The 18,743-nt window shown below is 62.2% G+C and carries 25 protein-coding genes; 16 read left to right on the forward strand and 9 right to left on the reverse strand.

Features of this window, described 5'->3' with window-relative positions; genetic code table 11:
• Positions 1–2 precede the first annotated feature (2 nt).
• On the reverse strand, positions 3–494 hold the full coding sequence (locus ACE3O2_RS00295) for a YdaU family protein (protein WP_374334307.1): 492 nt from the start codon (positions 492–494) through the stop codon (positions 3–5).
• A gap of 226 nt (positions 495–720) precedes the next feature.
• Here ACE3O2_RS00295 and ACE3O2_RS00300 point away from each other — a divergent pair, with 226 nt between their 5' ends.
• The 7 genes from ACE3O2_RS00300 (at position 721) to ACE3O2_RS00330 (ending at position 6,281) form a co-directional block, all read left to right on the forward strand.
• Positions 721–1,428 (forward strand): S24 family peptidase, encoded by a 708-nt coding sequence (locus ACE3O2_RS00300; RefSeq protein WP_168875897.1) that lies wholly within the window; start codon positions 721–723, stop codon positions 1,426–1,428.
• Between the two features lie 300 nt (positions 1,429–1,728).
• Positions 1,729–2,562, forward strand: a complete 834-nt coding sequence (locus ACE3O2_RS00305) for an HNH endonuclease (RefSeq protein ID WP_374334308.1) — start codon at positions 1,729–1,731, stop codon at positions 2,560–2,562.
• 291 nt (positions 2,563–2,853) lie between these two features.
• Positions 2,854–3,147, forward strand: a complete 294-nt coding sequence (locus ACE3O2_RS00310; RefSeq protein WP_374334309.1) for a barstar family protein — start codon at positions 2,854–2,856, stop codon at positions 3,145–3,147.
• 138 nt (positions 3,148–3,285) lie between these two features.
• A complete protein-coding gene (locus ACE3O2_RS00315; RefSeq protein WP_374334310.1) occupies positions 3,286–3,702 on the forward strand; it encodes an SRPBCC family protein in 417 nt (138 codons plus the stop codon).
• 97 nt (positions 3,703–3,799) lie between these two features.
• Positions 3,800–4,309, forward strand: a complete 510-nt coding sequence (locus tag ACE3O2_RS00320; protein ID WP_374334311.1) for a hypothetical protein — start codon at positions 3,800–3,802, stop codon at positions 4,307–4,309.
• 18 nt (positions 4,310–4,327) lie between these two features.
• Positions 4,328–5,269 (forward strand): hypothetical protein, encoded by a 942-nt coding sequence (locus ACE3O2_RS00325; protein ID WP_374334312.1) that lies wholly within the window; start codon positions 4,328–4,330, stop codon positions 5,267–5,269.
• A 328-nt stretch (positions 5,270–5,597) separates the two neighbouring features.
• Positions 5,598–6,281, forward strand: coding sequence for a hypothetical protein (locus ACE3O2_RS00330; protein WP_374334313.1), 684 nt, complete (start codon positions 5,598–5,600; stop codon positions 6,279–6,281).
• A gap of 244 nt (positions 6,282–6,525) precedes the next feature.
• Here the strand turns inward: ACE3O2_RS00330 and ACE3O2_RS00335 are convergent, their stop codons facing one another.
• From ACE3O2_RS00335 to ACE3O2_RS00345, 3 genes are all read right to left on the reverse strand, one after another.
• Positions 6,526–7,872, reverse strand: coding sequence for a DUF389 domain-containing protein (locus ACE3O2_RS00335; RefSeq protein ID WP_374334314.1), 1,347 nt, complete (start codon positions 7,870–7,872; stop codon positions 6,526–6,528).
• A 106-nt stretch (positions 7,873–7,978) separates the two neighbouring features.
• Positions 7,979–8,461, reverse strand: a complete 483-nt coding sequence (locus ACE3O2_RS00340) for a hypothetical protein (protein ID WP_374334315.1) — start codon at positions 8,459–8,461, stop codon at positions 7,979–7,981.
• A gap of 18 nt (positions 8,462–8,479) precedes the next feature.
• Complete coding sequence (locus tag ACE3O2_RS00345) at positions 8,480–8,911, reverse strand: hypothetical protein (RefSeq protein WP_374334316.1); 432 nt, start codon at positions 8,909–8,911, stop codon at positions 8,480–8,482.
• 67 nt (positions 8,912–8,978) lie between these two features.
• Here ACE3O2_RS00345 and ACE3O2_RS00350 point away from each other — a divergent pair, with 67 nt between their 5' ends.
• The gene (locus tag ACE3O2_RS00350; protein ID WP_374334317.1) at positions 8,979–9,512 is read left to right on the forward strand and encodes a hypothetical protein; all 534 of its coding nucleotides are present in this window, start codon (positions 8,979–8,981) and stop codon (positions 9,510–9,512) included.
• 17 nt (positions 9,513–9,529) lie between these two features.
• Here ACE3O2_RS00350 and ACE3O2_RS00355 read toward each other — a convergent pair whose 3' ends face one another.
• Positions 9,530–9,676 carry a hypothetical protein gene (locus ACE3O2_RS00355; RefSeq protein ID WP_374334318.1) on the reverse strand — a complete coding sequence of 49 codons (147 nt, stop codon included), beginning with the start codon at positions 9,674–9,676 and terminating at the stop codon, positions 9,530–9,532.
• Positions 9,677–9,682: 6 nt separating this feature from the next.
• Positions 9,683–10,687: an SMP-30/gluconolactonase/LRE family protein gene (locus ACE3O2_RS00360; protein ID WP_374334319.1), complete on the reverse strand. Its 1,005-nt coding sequence runs from the start codon at positions 10,685–10,687 to the stop codon at positions 9,683–9,685.
• A gap of 265 nt (positions 10,688–10,952) precedes the next feature.
• Here ACE3O2_RS00360 and mgrA point away from each other — a divergent pair, with 265 nt between their 5' ends.
• From mgrA to ACE3O2_RS00380, 4 genes are all read left to right on the forward strand, one after another.
• A complete protein-coding gene (mgrA, locus tag ACE3O2_RS00365) occupies positions 10,953–11,960 on the forward strand; it encodes an L-glyceraldehyde 3-phosphate reductase (protein WP_374334320.1) in 1,008 nt (335 codons plus the stop codon).
• 122 nt (positions 11,961–12,082) lie between these two features.
• Positions 12,083–12,892: a hypothetical protein gene (locus tag ACE3O2_RS00370; RefSeq protein ID WP_374334321.1), complete on the forward strand. Its 810-nt coding sequence runs from the start codon at positions 12,083–12,085 to the stop codon at positions 12,890–12,892.
• Positions 12,892–13,680 (forward strand): hypothetical protein, encoded by a 789-nt coding sequence (locus ACE3O2_RS00375; protein ID WP_374334322.1) that lies wholly within the window; start codon positions 12,892–12,894, stop codon positions 13,678–13,680. Before ACE3O2_RS00370 ends, ACE3O2_RS00375 begins: the two co-directional genes overlap by 1 nt.
• A gap of 47 nt (positions 13,681–13,727) precedes the next feature.
• Positions 13,728–14,309 carry a hypothetical protein gene (locus ACE3O2_RS00380; RefSeq protein WP_374334323.1) on the forward strand — a complete coding sequence of 194 codons (582 nt, stop codon included), beginning with the start codon at positions 13,728–13,730 and terminating at the stop codon, positions 14,307–14,309.
• A gap of 54 nt (positions 14,310–14,363) precedes the next feature.
• Here ACE3O2_RS00380 and ACE3O2_RS00385 read toward each other — a convergent pair whose 3' ends face one another.
• Complete coding sequence (locus ACE3O2_RS00385; RefSeq protein WP_374334324.1) at positions 14,364–14,645, reverse strand: hypothetical protein; 282 nt, start codon at positions 14,643–14,645, stop codon at positions 14,364–14,366.
• 21 nt (positions 14,646–14,666) lie between these two features.
• Entirely contained in the window at positions 14,667–15,440 is a 774-nt protein-coding gene (locus ACE3O2_RS00390; protein ID WP_374334325.1) for an SDR family NAD(P)-dependent oxidoreductase, read from the reverse strand.
• 173 nt (positions 15,441–15,613) lie between these two features.
• On the opposite strand from ACE3O2_RS00390, the gene ACE3O2_RS00395 reads away from it, so the two are divergent.
• From ACE3O2_RS00395 to ACE3O2_RS00410, 4 genes are all read left to right on the forward strand, one after another.
• Positions 15,614–16,516, forward strand: coding sequence for a LysR substrate-binding domain-containing protein (locus ACE3O2_RS00395; protein ID WP_374334326.1), 903 nt, complete (start codon positions 15,614–15,616; stop codon positions 16,514–16,516).
• A 31-nt stretch (positions 16,517–16,547) separates the two neighbouring features.
• Positions 16,548–16,976, forward strand: coding sequence for a hypothetical protein (locus ACE3O2_RS00400; RefSeq protein ID WP_374334327.1), 429 nt, complete (start codon positions 16,548–16,550; stop codon positions 16,974–16,976).
• Positions 16,977–16,987: 11 nt separating this feature from the next.
• Positions 16,988–17,395, forward strand: coding sequence for a hypothetical protein (locus tag ACE3O2_RS00405; RefSeq protein ID WP_374334328.1), 408 nt, complete (start codon positions 16,988–16,990; stop codon positions 17,393–17,395).
• Positions 17,396–17,506: 111 nt separating this feature from the next.
• The gene (locus tag ACE3O2_RS00410) at positions 17,507–18,208 is read left to right on the forward strand and encodes an aspartate/glutamate racemase family protein (RefSeq protein WP_374335503.1); all 702 of its coding nucleotides are present in this window, start codon (positions 17,507–17,509) and stop codon (positions 18,206–18,208) included.
• 6 nt (positions 18,209–18,214) lie between these two features.
• Here the strand turns inward: ACE3O2_RS00410 and ACE3O2_RS00415 are convergent, their stop codons facing one another.
• Positions 18,215–18,655, reverse strand: coding sequence for an SRPBCC family protein (locus tag ACE3O2_RS00415; RefSeq protein ID WP_374334329.1), 441 nt, complete (start codon positions 18,653–18,655; stop codon positions 18,215–18,217).
• Positions 18,656–18,743: the final 88 nt, after the last annotated feature.

Below are 18,743 nucleotides of genomic sequence, written 5' to 3' on the forward strand. Positions count from 1 at the left end.
GTTTACGCCGTCCGGGTGAGCGGGGTCCACGGAGCGCTGTCCCCCCAGGGTGAGTGTGTCTGTGACGGTGACGGTGTTTCGTCTGGGTTCAGCGCTGGGTTTGTCTGATCCGGCAGTGCAGCCAGCCGTGCCAGCAGGCTATCCACGGCCAGCGGCTGCTTGCGCGGGCGGCCGCCTTTGCGGCCATTCTGCCGGTTCTTCTCGGCAATCGCCTCGGCGCGTTCCCACTCCGCCAGCAGACGCGGCTGCACCAAGCTATCGCCCTCTTGCCGGAAGAAAGGCAGCAGCACCGGCTTCACCCGCTGCCAGCTGCGCACGCTGTAGCGGCAGATGGCGGCAAGCTGGCTATCCTGCAGCGGCAGCCGCCCGCCCTGCCGCCAGGCGGCCATCAGCAACAGCAGGTAGGCGCCGTGCTGGGCAGTGCTGAGGTGGGTGGTGTCGGCCAGATAGTCGCCCACGTACAGCGGCATCCAGATATCGGTTTTCTTGCTCATGGGCGGCGGGTTCCTGATCGGTTACGGTTTCGATATCTTAAGATATATTCACGAATATATCAAGCGATGTTTGCGAAAAAATACCGACCGCTATATGCTGTCCACAGTCGTCTGCTGTACGGAAGAACAGGGCATCGCGCTGGACTTGCCGCCTCGGATGTGCTGCAGACCATACCCCTTGAAATACACCAAGGGATGTTTTTATACCCATGATGGATAAGCCCCGATGAGCACCTTTGCCGACCGCCTGAAAGCCGCCCGCCAGTACGCAGGCCTCACCCAGAAAGCGCTGGCCGACCGCTCCGGCGTACCGCAGCCGAACATCTCGCGCATCGAGCGCGGCGGGCAAGACAGCAGCGCGCATGTGGTCGGGCTCGCCACCGCCTGCGGCGTGCGGCCGGAGTGGCTGGCCGGCGGCCAGGAACCGATGGTGGCCGAGGGCGGCAATATCGCCTCCGCCCCGCGCCCGGTGCGCGCGTTTGAAGACAGCGACCCGCTGGATGCCGACGAGGTGGAAGTACCGCGCCTGACACTGAAGCTCTCCGGCGGCAGTGGCCGTCTGCAATGGGAGATCGACCAGCACGGCGCCTCCAACCGCTTTCGCAAGAGCTGGTGCGCCAAGAAAGGCCTGCGCGCCGAAAAGCTGGTCACCGTCATGATCGAAGGCGACTCCATGGCCCCCACCATACCGGATGGCGCCAGCGTCACCGTCAACACCGCCGACACCACCCTGCGCAATGGCCGCCTGCACGCGATTGACTACCTGGGCGAATTCTTCATCAAACGCCTGCTGCGCCAGCCCGATGGCTCGCTACTGGTACGCAGCGACAACCCGGACAAAACCCGCTACCCGGACTGGCCCATCTCCCCCGAACACGCCGACGCCCTGCGGGTACTCGGCGCCCCGGTGAGTGTGTCGGCAGATCTGGATTGAGGGGGGAGGACGCCAAGCGGTCGGCGCAATGCCCTACGGTGATGGCGGGCTAGGCGGGCTGAAACATTTAGTCGTCCGCTGAACTCAAACATTATGCAGCTATAGCTAAGGCCCCCCTGAACAAGCACCCGACCTGGCAACATAACACACAACCCGTCCGTCACCTGCGCCCACACCATGAAACAGATCAGCTTTGCCGACCAAGCCTTTGTCCACCAGCCCAAAGCCCCCCCCGCAAGCAACGCTTCCTCTCTGAAATGGGACAGGTATAATGACCCAGCACTTTCCTAAGGTCATTTAATGGACGTTATCACTAGCCTTGAGCAAATAAAGCATAACATCGAAGAATTAGAGCGAGGGCGAAGAGCAACAGGCAGCGCGTTAGAGGAGTATCTGGCGCTGATCAAGCGTGGTACATGCTTCCTGCCGTACGAATCTCAAATTGGACTCTCATTCGCGCCATCCAGATTTATTGGGTACGTCGATAACAAAATTGCACATCATGCAACTAATCCAGCAAGAGATGGACGCGTCACAAACGCCGCTATTAATCAGGTTCTTGGTGCTCGCCCCACCACGAACCCGGCGCTAGAGCAGGCCTATATTGAATTCTGCGGGGTCATTGGGGTAAATCCGACAGGGACGTTTGGCGTTGAAAGGAAATATTGGGTGACGGCTGATATTTCCGAGTTGCTTGAGAATGCAGCTGAGAAAGAAATCGCTCAGAGCCCTAATTTAACAGAGACAGAAAAGCAACAATTGGTAAAGGCGCGTCGCGGCCAAGGAGCGTTTCGCGAGAGCCTTATCGGTATGTGGGGTAAGTGCTGTATTACTGCATGCGATTGTGTCAGAATTCTTCGTGCGTCTCATATCAAACCGTGGATAGATTCTACGAACGCTGAGCGGCTCGACAAATTTAACGGGCTCCTTCTGTCCCCAAATTTTGACGCTCTATTTGATCAGGGACTCATCTCATTTACAGATAGCGGAGATATCCTGATATCGGAATTCTTGTCAGCCAATGCCCGTAAAGCACTTGGGGTTTCCACAGACTGCAAGGTGCACCTCAAATCCGAACATGCAAAATATCTGAAATGGCACAGAGAGAAGGTATTTGCAGATGGAGCGGCATGACAATTCGCTCCAGCCCGCGTAAGGCGCAATAACCGCAGGGCATTGCGCCGTATCCGTCCCTCACTCCCCATACTGCTGCGATTCATCCACACCCCCGGCCTAAGCGGGGGATATTCACCACGCTGCAGCAGGTTGACGGTGAAGAAATAGGTTCCTCCCGGATGCCATGCTCGTCGATAATCCACGCTGAGAGCCTGGCAGGCGTGGCCGTGCGGCGCAATGCCCTGCGGTTATTACGCCCTACGCGGGCTGATTAATATGAAACAGCTTACTTAATCTGCGTGCATTGAAATGATTATTGAAATTGATGGTTTGAATATTTTTTCAGAGATGGATTTTCATAGGGCCATATCGCAAGGACTTAACCTTTCTTCCTATTATGGAAACAATCTTGATGCTTTGTGGGATATTTTAAGCACTGACATTGAAAGGCCCGTATTGTTGATATGGAATCATTCTTCCATTTCAAAAAATTCGATGCCTGATGATTTCGATAAAATTATTACGGTATTGCGAAAAATCGAGCACCAAGATGCTCAATGGAACCTCCCTGAAACTGAGCGTTTCATTCTAAAGTTAGAATGATTTGATCGTTTTATTGTGTTCTACGTATATTTTTGCCGGTAATTGCCTGACAACCCGCGTAGGGCGCAATGCCCTGCGAATCTGGATTGCGGCGGCTGATATGGGCTAGACTGGCTTACCTTTCCCCGGAGCTTCCCCATGACTACCCTTACCGTCGAAACCCTTGTCCAGGCCCCGGTTGCTGAAGTTTGGCGGGCGTATACCACGCCGGAGGACATCATGCAGTGGAATGCGGCGTCGGACGATTGGCATACGCCGCGGGCGTCGGTGGACCTGCGCGAAGGCGGGGTGTTTTCTTCCCGCATGGAGGCGCGGGATGGCAGCATGGGCTTTGATTTTGCCGGTACTTACACCCGCATTGTGCCGCTGCAGCGGATTGAGTATGCGTTTGGTGAGCGCTCGGCGCAGGTGGAATTTGTCGCCGGTGAGCAGGGTGTCACCGTGCGGGTGACGTTTGAGGCGGAGACGGTCTATCCGCTGGAGCAGCAGCAGGCGGGCTGGCAGGCGATTCTGGATCGCTTTGCCCGCCATGTGCAGGCCCGCTCCCGCGCATAAGGTACCGCCCGGGCGCGTTTGCCAGGGCCCCGGGCTTGCCCCTTGCCGGTGGCTGGCTTAGACTGCCATGCCATCGACATACCCCTTCCGGACCGCCATGCCTTTCCGCCCTCTGTACGGCCCTCTATTATGCCTACTGGCCCTGCCTGCGCTGGCCGGTAGTGCGGCGCAGTGGCAGTATGGCAGCGATCCGCGCAACCCCACGGCCTGGCTGTATAGCCGCGAGGTGGTGAATGCGTATGAGGCGTCGCAGGGGCGCAGCCCGAACCCGATCGGGCTGACCATTCGCCAGCAGGGCCGCCGTGCGCCGGAGGTGTCGCTGGGGCAGGAGAAAGGCAGCTTTTATTGCCCGCGCCACCGCTGTGATGTCACCCTGCAGTTTGACGACCAGCCCGCGGAGCCGTGGCCTGCGCATGCGGCCCCGACCCCATGGGCGCCGCGCAGTTATAATCACTTCACCTTCAAGCTGGACCGCAGCCGTGAGTTGATCCAGCGCCTGCAGCACAGCCACCGCATGGTGATGACGGTACGCAGCTACCCCAATATCACCCTGACCGCCCGCTTTGAGGCCGAGCCGCTACAGTGGCCGCCACAAGCCCCCCAGTAACCCGCCCCCGGAATCTGTGTGAAAACCTCAACCTGCCCCGCTTGCCAGCACCCCCTGCCCTCTCATGTGCAAACCTGCCCGCAGTGCGGCGCAGCCCTGCCGCCCGCCGCCTCGCCCGCACGGGCCGGGGTGAGTAAATGGCAGTGGTATGGTGGGCTGACGGTGCTGGTGCTGGGCGTGTTGTCTCTGCCACTGATCTGGTATGTGCAGCGCCCGGCCATGCAGGAGGCCTCTGGCGCCCAGCTTGCCGTTGCCGCCGTACCGGTGGCCTCGGCCCCCGTTGCCCCGGCCAGCGAGGTATCGGCATGTGGTGAGTTTCCGCCGCCGCCTGAGCCATTGGCCTCCATGCCCATTGCCGCCGTCGCACCCGCCGATACCACTGAAGATCCAGGGCCGCTGGTAGCGGCATGTGGCAGTGCCCCCTCCACCGCGCAAGGCCCGGATGCCACCCAGTGCGCGTATGAAATCACATCACAGGATGGTGCCGTTGCCCCCGTCGTCGGCCCGTGTGATGAAACCATGGCCAGCGCGGCGGCGGATGAAGGCGGCGGCCCGCGCTGGACCTATGTGCAGTCCGCCAGCCAGGGCAACAGTGTGGATACCATGACCGCCCTGCTCACCGCCAAGCGACAGCCCTACCCCGGAGCCCCGTTCAGCAAAAGCACCACGCTGAGCATCCGCCGAGGCCCCGGCAACCTGCTGCAAGCCATGCTGGAGGTGGATGATGGCCGCTTTCTATGCGATGACGGCTGCACCGTACAGCTCCGCTTTGACCAGCGCAAGCCCGTCCGCTGGCGCGCCAGGCGCGGCGAAGCGCTGCAACAGGTCATCCTGCAAGACCCGCAGAAGCTGGTCAATCTGCTGCGTGAGAGCCAGAAGCTGACGGTGGGCTTTGACATCTACAGGATGGACCCGCAAACCACCACCTTCGACAATATCACCGGCCTGCGGCTGGAATAAGCCACACCTCGCGCCGGGCTGCGGCTGCGGCCCGGCCCCCCGCCTCACCCTCACCCGCAGCACCCACGGTAACGGACTGCCCAGCCCAAAAAAGAACAGCAGAATACCGTGTCAGCCACAATCGTTGAAACGTTACGAATCCTTCCGCTGACATTTCAAATAGAACAAATGTTCAATAACGCCCACTGACCCGCCAGTACATTTGCTGCGGGTCGGCAGGGAGTTGTCCGTACCGCTGTTGTTATACAAAACCTCATCAACACTGGAAGGATCCCCCCGGCTTTAACCATACCAGAGCCACCCCATCCAATCCGGGAATGCCAGCCCCATGAGCACCACAGCCTGCCGCGAATGCAATCTGCAGATCAGCCCGAATGTCGCCAACTGCCCTGGCTGTGGTGCGGCGGTGCGTCAACCCGGCAACACGGGCTGCTCGCTGTTGTTCATTGCGTTGGTGATTTTCGGCTGGGTGATGTGGCTGAGCCGCAGCAACGCGCCTGCTCCCGACCGCAACACGGCCAGCACCGCCCCCGCGACCGCCGTCGTGGAAGCGCCGCCCAACGTCGCCAGCCTGCAGAGTGTCCCTGTTCCGGATAGCGCGGCGACCCCGCCCTCCCCATGGGAATACAGTGCCAACCCGGACCCGCTGCGCAAGGCTCAAACCCGCGAGGCCAGCCTGCGCAGCAGTGATCTGGATGCCAAGCTGACCGTACGGCAAAGCCCCAAGTATGGCTTTGACATCTACCTCAGCATCCGGCAGGGCCGCTTCCAGTGCAGCATGGGCGGCAGCTGCACCCTTCACGCCAGGTTTGACGACCAGCCGGAGAAAAGCTGGCGCGTCACCGCTTCTAACGATGACGACACCCGCACCGTGTTCCTTGCGGAGGGCAGCAACCGGAAATTCCTCGCCCTGCTGAAAAAATCCAGACAGCTGGTGATTGAAGTGGGCCTCTATCAGCAAGGCGATCAGCAGTTCATCTTCGACAACACCGCCGGGCTGGAGTGGGACTAAACCGGTGAAATCCGTAACCTGCCTGCACTGCCAGACCCTGCGCCCAGCCCGACCGCCCCGCTGCCCCAGCTGCGGACGGCGGCGCATGCCGCCACGGCTGGTGCGCGGACTGATGCACGCCCTGCTTGGACTCCTGTTGCTGGGTGGGCCTCTGTGCTGGTGGATCTGGGGGCGGTGATGCGGGCATGGCTGGCGTAGCCGGACCAGGGCAGCGCGCGGTCACCCGCAGCACCCCGGCTGCGGCTTAGCGGGAGACGCCGTTGCTCCCCGCCTGCACCACCAGTTCAATGTCCAGATCCGGAAAGCGTACCTGCAAGCCGCTTTTCAGGCGTTGCTGGTCGGCAGCGGGCAGGACTGATGGGGTTTGCATGAAAACCATCAACACCGGCGGCAGCGGCGTACCGTGGGCGATGGCCTGCTCGCCGAACGCGACCGTTACCTTTTGTGCTTCCGGATACTGCGCCAGCAGCTCGCGGATCAAGGCTTGCCGCTGGAGGCCCCGCGCCTGAAGCTGGTTGCGCTCCGCCTGCAGCCGCGCAATGGTGGCGTTGCGCTCCTCCAGTTGCAGCAGGGTATTGCGGTACAGGTCCTGCCGCAGCTCTTGCTTGAGGGAGGCGGTATCCAGGCTGGCGGCGCTGGAATTGCGGATCACCACCTTGACCTCGCCCACCCCGGCGGCCAGCAGCTGGCGGCGCACCTCGTCATCCAGCCGCGCAGGCAGCGCCTTGCCACCTACGGTGAGGGTCACGGTACGATCCGTAGCGGAAATGGTCTTGGCCAGCAGGATAAAGCGGCTATCCTGCTCCAGCCGTTGCAACTGACGGCCTACGGTGGCGGTAAACACCTCCTGCTGGATCAGGCGGTAAGTCAATACCACGCCGGGCAACATGGTGGCGACAACGGCCACCCCGATCAGCAATCGGCTGCGCCGCCGGGCGGACTCATTCAGCGGCGCACGCATCGGCAGCTTCAGCAGTTTGACAAACAGCAGCGTGGCAAACGCAATGAACACGCAGTTGATGGAAAACAGGTAAAACGCCCCGGCAAAATACCCCAGATTGCCGGTGGCCAATCCAAAGCCTGCGGTGCACAGCGGCGGCATCAGCGCAGTAGCAATGGCGACACCGGGTACCGCATTGGAAATGTCCTTGCGGGTCAGCGCCACAATCCCCGCCGCGCCACCACAGAAGGCGATCAGCACATCCCACACCGTGGGGGTGGTCCGCGCCAGCAGCTCGGACTGCGCCTGGGACAAAGGCGTACACAGAAAATACAGCGTTGCTGTCAACAAGCTGATGGCAACAAACACGCCGAAACTGCGCAGCGCCGCCCGGATCAGGGCCACATCGTTGACCCCGGCCCCGTAGCCGACACCGACAATCGGCCCCATCAAGGGTGAAATCAGCATCGCCCCGATGATGACAGCGGTTGAATTGACATTGAGCCCGATCGACGCAATCAGGATCGCAAACATCAGCACCCACAGATTGGTGCCGCGCAACTGCACGCCACGACGTATCGCCTCATCAATCGAAGCCGCGTCATCCTGATCCTGCCGCAGATCCAGCAAGCGCCACAAGGTTGACTTCACACCACCCTCCTGCATCCGATGTCACCATCCGCAGCCGGCATGCTGGCGCGCGCCAGGCCGGGGCATCCCGTTGATCGCAGCCCACGCCGGCGAGCCGCATTCGTCCCTACTTTGGCTGCGCCGCCTGTGCGACAAAATCAAAGCGCCCCATGTAGCGGTCAATGCTCAGCTGGTACACCACCCCATCCAGCTCCAGCGTTTCATCCTCCGCCAGCGCCTCGTCCAGCCGCTGGGTGATGAAATCCTGCAGCTTATCCGCCAGCTGGTTCAGGTCCGCATCCTTGTCCAGCCCCAGCGCCACCGCAAACATCGCCTGGCTGCAATGCGCCTCCACATCACAATGCAGCAAGACCCGGCGCAGGCTGTCAGGCGACACCGCCTCCGCCGTTACCGTCAGCCCCGATGCCACCTTGGCACGGTGCGTACCCGCCGCCGCTGGCCACGACGCCATTACCAGCGGCCACTTCAGCTTCTTGGCGTAGCGATTGAACGCCTCGCTAAAGGCAGGCGGTGACACCTTCATCAGCGGCTCCGCCAGCGCCAGACCGGGCAACAACAGCAAAGGCAACAACAGGGCTTTCAGACGCATCCAAGGCTCCAATGCGGGTTATTGAGGGGTTGAGGGTAAGGACGGCACCGCAATGATACGTCCTTCACGGTCCAGCGTCGCCCGGTCGCCCGGGTCCAGGGAAAACACCTGAAAATACGCCGCATGCGGGATGCCCCGGGCCGGGCGCGCGCAGTGCCGGTACCAGACCCAGACCTGCAGCCCGCGCTTCAAGCCGGATACCGGTCCATCCCCACCGTAAACGGTATACACCGCAGCTGCCCCTTTCAGGGAGACCGTCTGCCGCGCCCCCGTCCGCCCATTGCGGATCACCACATACGGCAGCTGCACCCGCTCAATCTCGCCAAACAGGTTGGCGGGCGAAGGTGGCACCTCATCGCCATCCGGCACCGGCAGCACACAGGCAGCTACGCTGGACAAGGGTACACTCAACGCCGCGCACAGTAACAAAACAGATATGATGGGTTTCATGGGATGGATTCTCGCCCATTGCAGCCCGCTTTGGCAGGGGTTCCGCTCAAACAACACAGGCGCAGCCATGAAACCCGTTTCACCACCGCAAGCCCAGCCGCTGCTGAATACCGTGCATATGAAAATCGGCAGCTGGGGGCAGCTGTGCGACGCCACAGACCGCCCCTTTTCCCCGGATGGGGTTGAGGCTCGGCAAGCCCCGCGTGATGCCCTCGCCCTCTACCAGTGCATGGACCAGGCATTACAATGGCTGGAGGTGCAAGGCTGGGCACTGCTGCAGATCGACTACAGCAGCAATTTCGCCAACCCGGAAGCAGCGTGGTCCGTCTTCCCGCTCTCGCCCGTCGAGGTCGATGCAGGCATGCTGGACCACTACCGCGCTTTCCTGTTTGAAACCTGTGATTCCCAAGCGACGCTGAGCTGGTACGCCCTGCTGGACCTGGCCCACAAACTGCTGCTGTTTGGCTACCACTTCCAGATCGTTGCAGCCAACAGCACACACGGCCAGCATCTCTCCGTGCAGGATGGCTTCATCTACTTCATGAGCCGAAACCCCGCCTCGCTGGCAAAAGTGGATACGCTGTTGGGCGGTAGTGTGTAAGTGGCGTCCGTTGGCGGTCAGGTAGAGGGCAATAAGCGCAACAACCCCACATAGCCCCAGTGCACCGCCTCCATCAGCAACACCTGCACGCCAATCAGGATGAAGTACACGCCAAGCTGTAGCCAGCCAAAACAGCGGCGCTCAGCCAGCGCAGGCCTACGCACTCCCCCTTACGGCAGGTCCATGACTTGCACGGAGAAGGAGACCCCCACGGGCAGCTGGTGCAGTTGCTGGGGGGTGTAGGCCAGTAGCTGGCTGAATTTTGAGTTCAGGTAGTACACGCGCTTGCCGACTATCGTTCCGGACGAGGGGGTGGGCGCGGTGCGGGCATCGGCCAGGGGCTGTACGGTGGCGGTCTCTCCGGTGATACGGGCGAGGCTGATGGCGGATTGCGTCCCGCCCACGTCATTTTCAAAGAACACCAGTTGCCCGTGGGCCAGCCGTCGCAGGCCGTCTACTCGCTGCAGGGTTCGCGGGAACTGTACCTGCCTGGCTTGGCCCGCCGTGCCGTCGGCGTTGACCGGGATTTGCACCAGGTAGTTTTCGGCATCCACCTTGGAGAGGTAGAGCGTGTCATCGCCGTCCAGTGCGATGCCATTGAGGGTGAGCCCGCTGCGGCCGGCGGCCAGTGCGCCCCCTTGCGCCCAGACTTCCAGCCCGGCGCTGTGGCTGCGCCAGCGCAGGATGCGCGGCTGGATGGAGTCGGTAATGTAGAGCGTGCCCTTGCTGTCCAGCGCCATGTCGTTGCAGTAGCCGCCGCCCGGCAGTGGGTAGCTGGCCATGGGCGCCCCTGTCTGCAGATCAAAGCGCTTCAGGGCCGAGGCGGCGGGTGCAGCCGTGCTGTAGCCAAAGTCGCCCGAGCAGACCCAGAGGGTGTTGCGGGCTTCATCGACCACCAGCCCTTGTGCGCTGACCAGCCCATTGCTGCCGCTGGGGATGAACACCTGTGCTTGCTGTTGGCCGGGCAACAGGCGCGCTACCGCGCCCTGGCGGAAACTGCTGACATAGACGTTCCCCCGGCTGTCTGCGGTGATGCTCTCCGGATAAAAGTCATCCGGCAGGCCCCACTGCCGGGCGAGGTCGGTCTGTGGTAGCGGGGTGACGGCAGGTGCTGCGGTGACGGTGGCGGCGGTCAAGACGGCAGCCAGCAACAGGGATAAGCGCGGGGATGTCATGTGGGGAAACCGGTTTTGCTGTTAAGGAACCGGCATCATAGGGAGCGCATGATGATGAAACAACCCACTCAAATTTAGATTAAGAAGTGAAATATTTTAATCAATAGTCACCCGCCCCACATGACCCCAACCCGGCATCATGCGCCAGACCGTACAGCACTACGGTGGCATACGGCTCTAACGAGGCGAGCGCCGTGCCTGCCCCTGTTCACCCTCTGGCAGCTCTGCTATCGTAACGTTTCAATTTTGTGGTGGAGACCAACCCATGTACCAAGCCCATGCAGACCGTTACGCGCGCATTCCTTACCGGCGCTGTGGCCGCAGCGGGCTGAAGTTGCCCGCGCTGTCGCTGGGTACCTGGCACAATTTTGGCGGCCATGTGGCAATGGCGCAGCAGCGCGAGATGCTGCGCACGGCGTTTGATCTGGGCATCACCCATTTTGATCTCGCCAACAACTACGGCCCGCCGCCGGGCAGCGCTGAGGAATGCATGGGGCAGCACCTGCGGCAGGATTTTCGCCCCTACCGCGACGAGCTGATCATCTCCACCAAGGCAGGCTGGAGCATGTGGCCCGGCCCCTACGGCACCAGCAACAGTTCACGCAAATACCTGCTGGCGAGCCTGGACCAAAGCCTGCAGCGACTGGGGCTGGACTATGTGGATATTTTCTACTCGCACCGCTACGACCCGGAGACCCCGCTGGAAGAAACCATGGGCGCGCTGGCCAGCAGCGTGCAGCAAGGCAAGGCACTGTATGTGGGCATCTCCAGCTACCCGCCGGAGCAAACCCGGCAAGCGGCAGCGCTACTACAGCAGATGGGTGTGCGCTGCCTGATCCATCAGCCCAACTACAGCATGCTCAACCGCTGGGTGGAGCATGGCCTGCTGGACGAGCTGGAACGGCAAGGCATGGGCTGCATCGCCTTCAGCCCGCTGGCGCAGGGTCTGCTGACCAACAAATACCTGAACGGCACGCCGCAGGACGCCCGGGTCAACCGCCCCGGCGGCAGCTCCATCGACGAGGTACTGACCGAGGCTAACCTCAACCGCGTGCGCGCCCTCAACCGCATCGCCGAGCAGCGCGGGCAAAGCCTGGCGCAAATGGCCGTGGCCTGGCTGCTGCGCGACCCGCGCATGACCTCGGTACTGATCGGCGCCAGCCGCCCGGCGCAAATCATCGAGCTGGTCGCCGCCCTGCAAAACGCCGACTTTAGCGCCGAAGAACTGGCCGCCATTGAGCCGCATACGGTGGCCGGGGGCTTTGATCAGTAGTCTGGATGCGGGGTGAGTATGGTGGTCGGTGCAGCCCAGTCTTCCCTACCCCCCCATCCCCTCTCCCGGCAATACGGATGTGTTAAGCTTGGGTCGCCCCCCTGCCCGGAGCCCGTACCACGATGTTCGAACTGGCCAGCACCCCACCCTATCAATTACTGGAAGGCAAGCTGCAGGCCATTCTGCGCACACCGGTCCGTCGGCGGCGCAGCGCGAGGGGGCGGCAGGCGGCGGTGGATCAATTCCGGGTACAGCTACAGGCAGACCCGGCCTTCGGCCAGCCAGCCCTGAAGGAGCTTGAGGAATACCTCACCCAGTCGAGCACGCTACCGTGGACATCCCGCGCGACGCTGGAATTCGTCGCGCTGAAGGTGAATGAGCAGGTGCTGATCGGCGTATTTGAAGACACCACAGGCTTGCAAGTGGGTGAGCAGGTGAAGCTGGTGTGCTCGTTCATCCCCGGCAAAATCCGCCTGTTCCGACCCACCCAAAAGCACCGGCAAGGCCCGGTGCAGATCGTGCAGGCCATCTTGCGCGAGCAGGATCAGTGGCTGTGGCTGCCGTATCTGCTGCCGCGAAGCACATTCGTCGTTCCCATCGTCCTGTTCATGCTGTACATCGGGATGACGCTGTATAACCAGTCCGAGCGGTGGCAATTGTCCCTGTTCCTTTCTATGCTGGCGCTGGTTGAACTGTTCCGCCAGGGCCATACCCCTGGCAACCCCAACCATGTCTTCAACCTGAGGCGTGGCAGCCATCTGCCACAGATGCTGACCCTGCTGGGCCTGCCGATTCCCGAGCGCTGGAACCCCTCGCTGCACCGCCTGCCCAGACGGCGGCCCGATGGCACCCGCAATCCGGTCGCCTATGACTTCCGCGCCGCTATACAAGCGCAAAAACAACGCTACCTGCAGGTGGTAGCTCAAGCCTGATGAGTAAAACTCTATTGCAGCAGCGGCAAGGCCGCATTACGAACCTCCAGCGCTTCCCCTTCGTGGTCCACGAGGACAAGATCAGTCCCTCGCTGCAGGCGCTGTCAGAGGCCATCCGGCAGCAGGCGGCGTGGCAACATCTGGCGGATGAGGACATCCAGCGCGCCTTGCGCGCCCGGCTGGTGCGGCATGGGCCGCGTCGTACCCATCAGCGCACAGCACCCGCCCATTATGATTGGGTGATGCTGCAGCTGGACCAGCGCCTGTATCTGGCGCAGCTGCAGGATACGCAATCCCTGCAGGTGGGCGATGAGGTACAGCTGGTGCAGGCGAGCGGCGATCCCCTGCAATCGGTGCTGGCCATCCTGCGCCCGCGTGATGGCTGGTTGTGGCTGCGGGACGACCTTGGCTATAACGCGCAGCAAGTGCAACGCAGCATGTGGCTGCTCTGGCTGGTGGTACCGGTATCCCTGCTGCTGGCCCTGCTGTTCTTCCGCGATACCATCTGGTCAGCCGATATTTTTGCGCTGGCCTTCATGGCCATTTTCCTGCTGGGGCTCGTCGGCATGGTCCGCAACCTGCAGCGCCTCCAGCAAGGCAGCCATGACCGCAGCACACTCACCGCGGAGATCATGGCCGCGCTGCAGGTACCGCAGCCCGAGCGCTTCATGCTCACCCGCTACCGCATCCGCCTGCCGCAACCCGATCAGCCGGCCCGGCAGGTCAGCTTCGTGTACGACTTCGGCCAGGCCCTGCGGCAGCACCGGGAGCGCCTGCTGCAGGAATGATTCTTCACAAGGCGTTCGGCAGGGTATTGCGATGATATGATGCAGGCATGTCGCGCCGGGCAGGCCTGCAGGCAGCCCGGCTTACCTTCACCGCCAAGGATGCCGCCATGCCCCGCTATACCCGCCCTGCCCTGCTGCTTGCCCTGCTCACCTGTGGCCTCGCTGCTGCCGCCGCCGCACCCCGCGCCCAGAGCTGGACCACGGTGGGTGTGGAAGGCGGGGTGCAGATCACCCTGCCGATGTTTGACCAGCGCGAACAGCTCCTCATCCGCAAGCAGCCCGCCAAGCGCAGCGTCTACACCTACCGCATTCAGAATTACCAGACCAGCTCGGCCGAGTTCAGCCTGAAGCCTGGTGAATTCTTCCTGGAAATCTGGCGCAACGACAGCGTGTACGACCCCGCCGCCTTCCAGAACCGCTGTGCCGACAAAGCCCGCCCGCTGCCCAACGCCAAGGCCGGGCTCTACTGCAAGGCCCGCCCGGATGAAAACGGCGAATCCAGCATCACCCACCTCGCCATCGTGCGCAGCGGCCCGCTGGCCGTCAACCTGCAATGGGACGCCAGCGGCCTGAACCCGGCAGACGTCGAAAAAATGGCGCAGTCGATCAGTGACAAGGGTGCGCAGTAAACCTCACACCCGAGCTGCAGCATGGCACCCGCTGCCACGCTGCGGCTCGCAGGCTTACGCCTCCTGATAGAGCCGAACCTCCGGCGCGGCGTCCAGCAGCGGCTGCAGGGCTACCACCACATCGGTGTTGAAGAGGGTGCTCTTCAGGTAGGTCTGGGCTTGGTCCTGAGTATCAAAACCGTGTAGCACCTGCACGTCTTCGTCCCGCACCAGCAGTTGCTTGGAGCGTGCGCCGGCAATGCCTTGCAGAAAGGCCGCCTTGTACTGTGCGTACACAGCCGCCGCAGCGGCACGGTTGGCCTGGGCAATGCTCAGGGTGATTTGCAGATAAACCATGTTGTTGCTCCTCGTTGAAAATCAGTTGCGTCCGGCCATCACGCCGCCATCGACATCCCAGTTGGCACCGGTCACCCAGCTCGCCTTGTCGGACAGCAGAAAGGCCACCACTTCGGCCACATCCAGCGGCGTGCCGATCCGGCCAATCGGGTGAAAACCGTTAAAGCCCTGCAGGGCCTCACGCACTTCCGCCTTGGGGATGAAACCCTCGTAAATCGGTGTGGCCACCACCGCAGGAGAGACCGCGTTGACCCGGATCTGCCTGGGCGCCAGCTCCATGGCCAGATGCTGGGTCAAGGCATGCAGCCCGGCCTTGGCCATGGAGTAGGCCGAAGAGGGGGTGGCCGCAATCGCCTGCTTGGCCCACATGGAGCCGATGTTCACGATGGCCCCTGGGCGCTCCTGCGCCACCAGATTGGCTGCCACCTTCTGGCTGATAAAGAAGAAGGCCTTGTTCAGCCGCATGTACTGCTCATAGTCCTCCGGCTCATGTACCAGAAAGGCCTTGGGGAAGAACACCCCCGCCGCGTTCACCAGCAAGCTGATGTCGCGGTGCTGGGTATCCAGCGCCTGCAGCAGCCCGGCCAGACCTGCCTCGCTGCCCAGATCCGCCGTCAGCGCCCACACCTGCCCCAGCGGGACCAGCTTCTGCCGGGCGGCCTCCACCTTGTCGGCCTGGCTACCGACGATCACCGCCGAGCCGCCCTGTTGCATCACCAGACGGGCCGTTTCCAGCCCCATGCCGCTGCTGCCCCCTACCACCAATAATTTCTTGCCTTCAAAATGCGCTTGCATGTGAACACCCTCTCATTAGAAAAACTTTCCGCACTCAGCCATACCTGTGCTGGATGTCGCTGTACTCTGCTGCATCAACCCGCACCAGATGGAACGTGCTGCCATTTTTCACCGCTTCTCAGCGGCCGACAAACGAGATAAAGTGTCTATCAAGCAAAGAAAATCTTTACCATATGAAGCTACCGGTACACCTGAATGCCCTGCGCGCCTTCGAGGCCAGCGCCCGTCACCAAAGCTTTGCGGGCGCGGCGGCCGAGCTCAATGTCACCCCCGCCGCAGTGGGGCAACTGGTCCGCACGCTGGAAGCCTGGCTGGGGACGCCACTGTTTCATCGCAGCAGCAGTGGCCGCCAGCGCCTCATCGTCAGCGACAGCGCACAGCGAGCCCTGCCGGACATTCGCGCCGGGTTTGACCGGCTCAGCCTGGGGCTGGACTTGCTCAAGGCGCAGACGGCCAGCGGCGTGCTCACGGTGACCGTCAGCCCCGCTTTTGCCAGCAAATGGCTGCTGCCGCGGATCGACCGCTTTCAGGCGCAGTACCCAGATACCGATGTCCGCCTCGACACCAGCCTCAAGCCGATCGACTTCATCACCCACGGCATCGACATCGGGGTGCGCTATGGCACCGGCCACTGGCCCGGTCTGACGGCGGAAAAGCTGCTGGATGAAGACCTGTTCCCGGTCGCCTCCCCGCGCCTGCTGGAACGGCACGGCAGCATCGCCACCCTGCTGGCGAACGAGAGCCTGCTGCACGACCTCTCGATGGATGGCCACGCCGACTTCCCCGGCTGGGAAGGCTGGCTGCAGCACGCTGGCTGGAGCGGGCTGCCGGTACGGCGCGGCCTGCAAATCAACAACTCCGCCGCGGTACTGCAAGCCGCCATGGACGGCCACGGCATCGCCCTCGCCCGCAGCGTGATGGTGAAAGACGACCTCGCCACCGGCGCGCTGGTGCGGCTCAGCCCCGACCTCACCCTGCCCTCCCCGCTGGCCTACTACGTGGTCTACCGCCCGGACTGCGCCACCCAGCCCAAACTCACCCGCTTCCGCGACTGGCTGCTGCAGGAGGCCGCATGAGTGCCATGTCGACACCCACCCGGAGGGCAGCATGAAACAGACTCAAAAATGGATCGCGTTCGTCCTGCTGGTCAGCAGTGTCGGATGGATGATCCCCATCCTGAGTGCCCTGCTGCATGGCCATGTGCACGCTCGCTCTGCCACCCTGCTATCCGCTTTTAACGGCCCCTTGCTGTGTGGCCTGCTGTGGATGCTCACCGCACTGCTGCTCCTGCTGCAGCGGTGGCGGCTGGCCTGGGCTACACTATTGCTGCTGAGCATCGCCCTGCTGCTGCGCTGGTGGCATTATCGGGAGCAGCTCCCGCCCTTTGGCCGTAGCCGGTTTCACCCTGAAGGCACAGGCAACCTGGTCATGGACATCTGGCAGCAACAGCACTTCGCCCTGCTGATGGTGAATGTATCCGTGCTGGTGCTGCTCGGGTGTGCCAGACGCCTATCCGCCGAACCGCGACAACCCTGATGCTGAGCCCCATGCCCACACGCCCCGCCCTGCCATCACGACCCAAACCCATACTGCTGGGGCTACTCGCTGGTGCACTGGCCTTTGTCGCCCTGCAGATGATTGCAGCCCAGTATGCCGACTACCGCGCGCTGAGCAATAGCGAGGACCTGCTCGCCGCCTTGCGCCCGGTGCAGCAAGCACTGGATGCCGCCCCCGGTGGTGCACAGGCAGGTGCCGAGCAAGCGGAGCAGACATTGCGCTCGCCTTCAGGGTGCACGATCGGGCGCTATCGTGTGATACACCATGGCATGATTGTGGCCTATGGTGATTTTGGCCAACTGTTGCTGCTGATGCGGTCAGGCAAGGGCTGGACGTGTACCGGAGGCAGCCCGGATGCCGTGCCGCGCGCATGCCGGTCGTCGCCTTCCAATCCTTAACCTGATCTTAAGCCTGCACCCTGTATGCTGCTGATGACGCACGGTCGCGGGTCAGCCGGAGGCGTGTGCAGGATCACAATTACAGAACAAGATGAGGGCAAGCACGTGAGCATGAAGATTGGCATTGTGGGGGGGCTGAGCCCGGAATCGACGGTGACCTACTACCTGCACCTGACCCGGCGCTATGCGCAGTTGTTTGGGGGATCAACCGCACCGGAGATCGTGATCTACAGCGTGAATCTGGAGGCTTACCACCAGTATCGCAATCAGGGCCGCTGGGACTTGATCACCGATGATCTGGTGAAGGCGATTCACCATCTGGAGGGCTGCGGCGTGGACGTGGCGCTGATCTCCACCAACACCATGCACAAGGTGTTTGCCGAGGTGCAGGCACGCTGCACGGTGAAGCTGCTGAGCATTATTGATGCCACCATTGCCGCCATTCAGGCGCAGGGCTTGCGCAAGGTGGGCTTGCTGGGCACCCGCTTTACCATGGTGGACGATTTCTTCTCCAAGGAGCTGACCCGGCACGGGCTGGACCCTGTGACGCCGAATGCAGAAGAAGTGGCGATGATCCACCGCATCATCGAGGATGAACTGGTGAAAGGGATATTTACCGAGGCCTCCCGCGCGCAGTACCTGGCAGTGATCCAGCGCCTGATCGGCGAAGGCGCGGAGGGCATCATTCTGGGCTGCACCGAGATTCCACTGCTGATCCAGCAGCAGCATGTGCCGGTTCCGGTGTTCGACACCGCCACCTTGCACGCCGAGGCGGTGCTGCAGTATGTGCTGCCGCACCATACGCCGGTTTGACGCCGCTCAGGGGATATTCGGCTCCACCAGCCGCGCCAGATGCTGCAGTGATTCTTGCCAGCCGAGGTAGCAGGCTTCCGGCGGGATCAGGTCGGGGATGCCTTCTTGCACGATGTGGATTTCCGTCCCCACGCTGACCGGCCGCAGGGTGACGGTCACCTGCATCTCGTCAGGCAAGGCCGGGTCGTCAAAGCGGTCGCTATAGCGCAGCCGCTCGTTCGGCACCAGTTCCAGATACTCGCCGCCAAAGTGGCGAGTCTGCCCGGTGCCGAAGTTGGTGAACGAAGCACGATGAGCGCCGCCCACCCGGGCCTCCAGCGCTTCCACACGGCAGGTAAAGCCATTGGGCGGCAGCCAGCGCGCCAGCGCATCGGCCTCCAGAAAAGCACGGTAAACCTTGTCCGGCGTGGTAGTCAGCACACGGTGCAGGCGGATGGTATTCGGCATGGCGTCACTCCCGGAGGGTGGTGTGAGCAGGCAGCATAGTCGCTGGTACGGGGCGGGGACAGAACATCATCCTGTCATGCCCTCTCAG

The organism is Leeia sp., from assembly GCF_041909055.1.
In the GTDB taxonomy this organism is placed as follows: Bacteria; Pseudomonadota; Gammaproteobacteria; order Burkholderiales; family Leeiaceae; genus Leeia; species Leeia aquatica.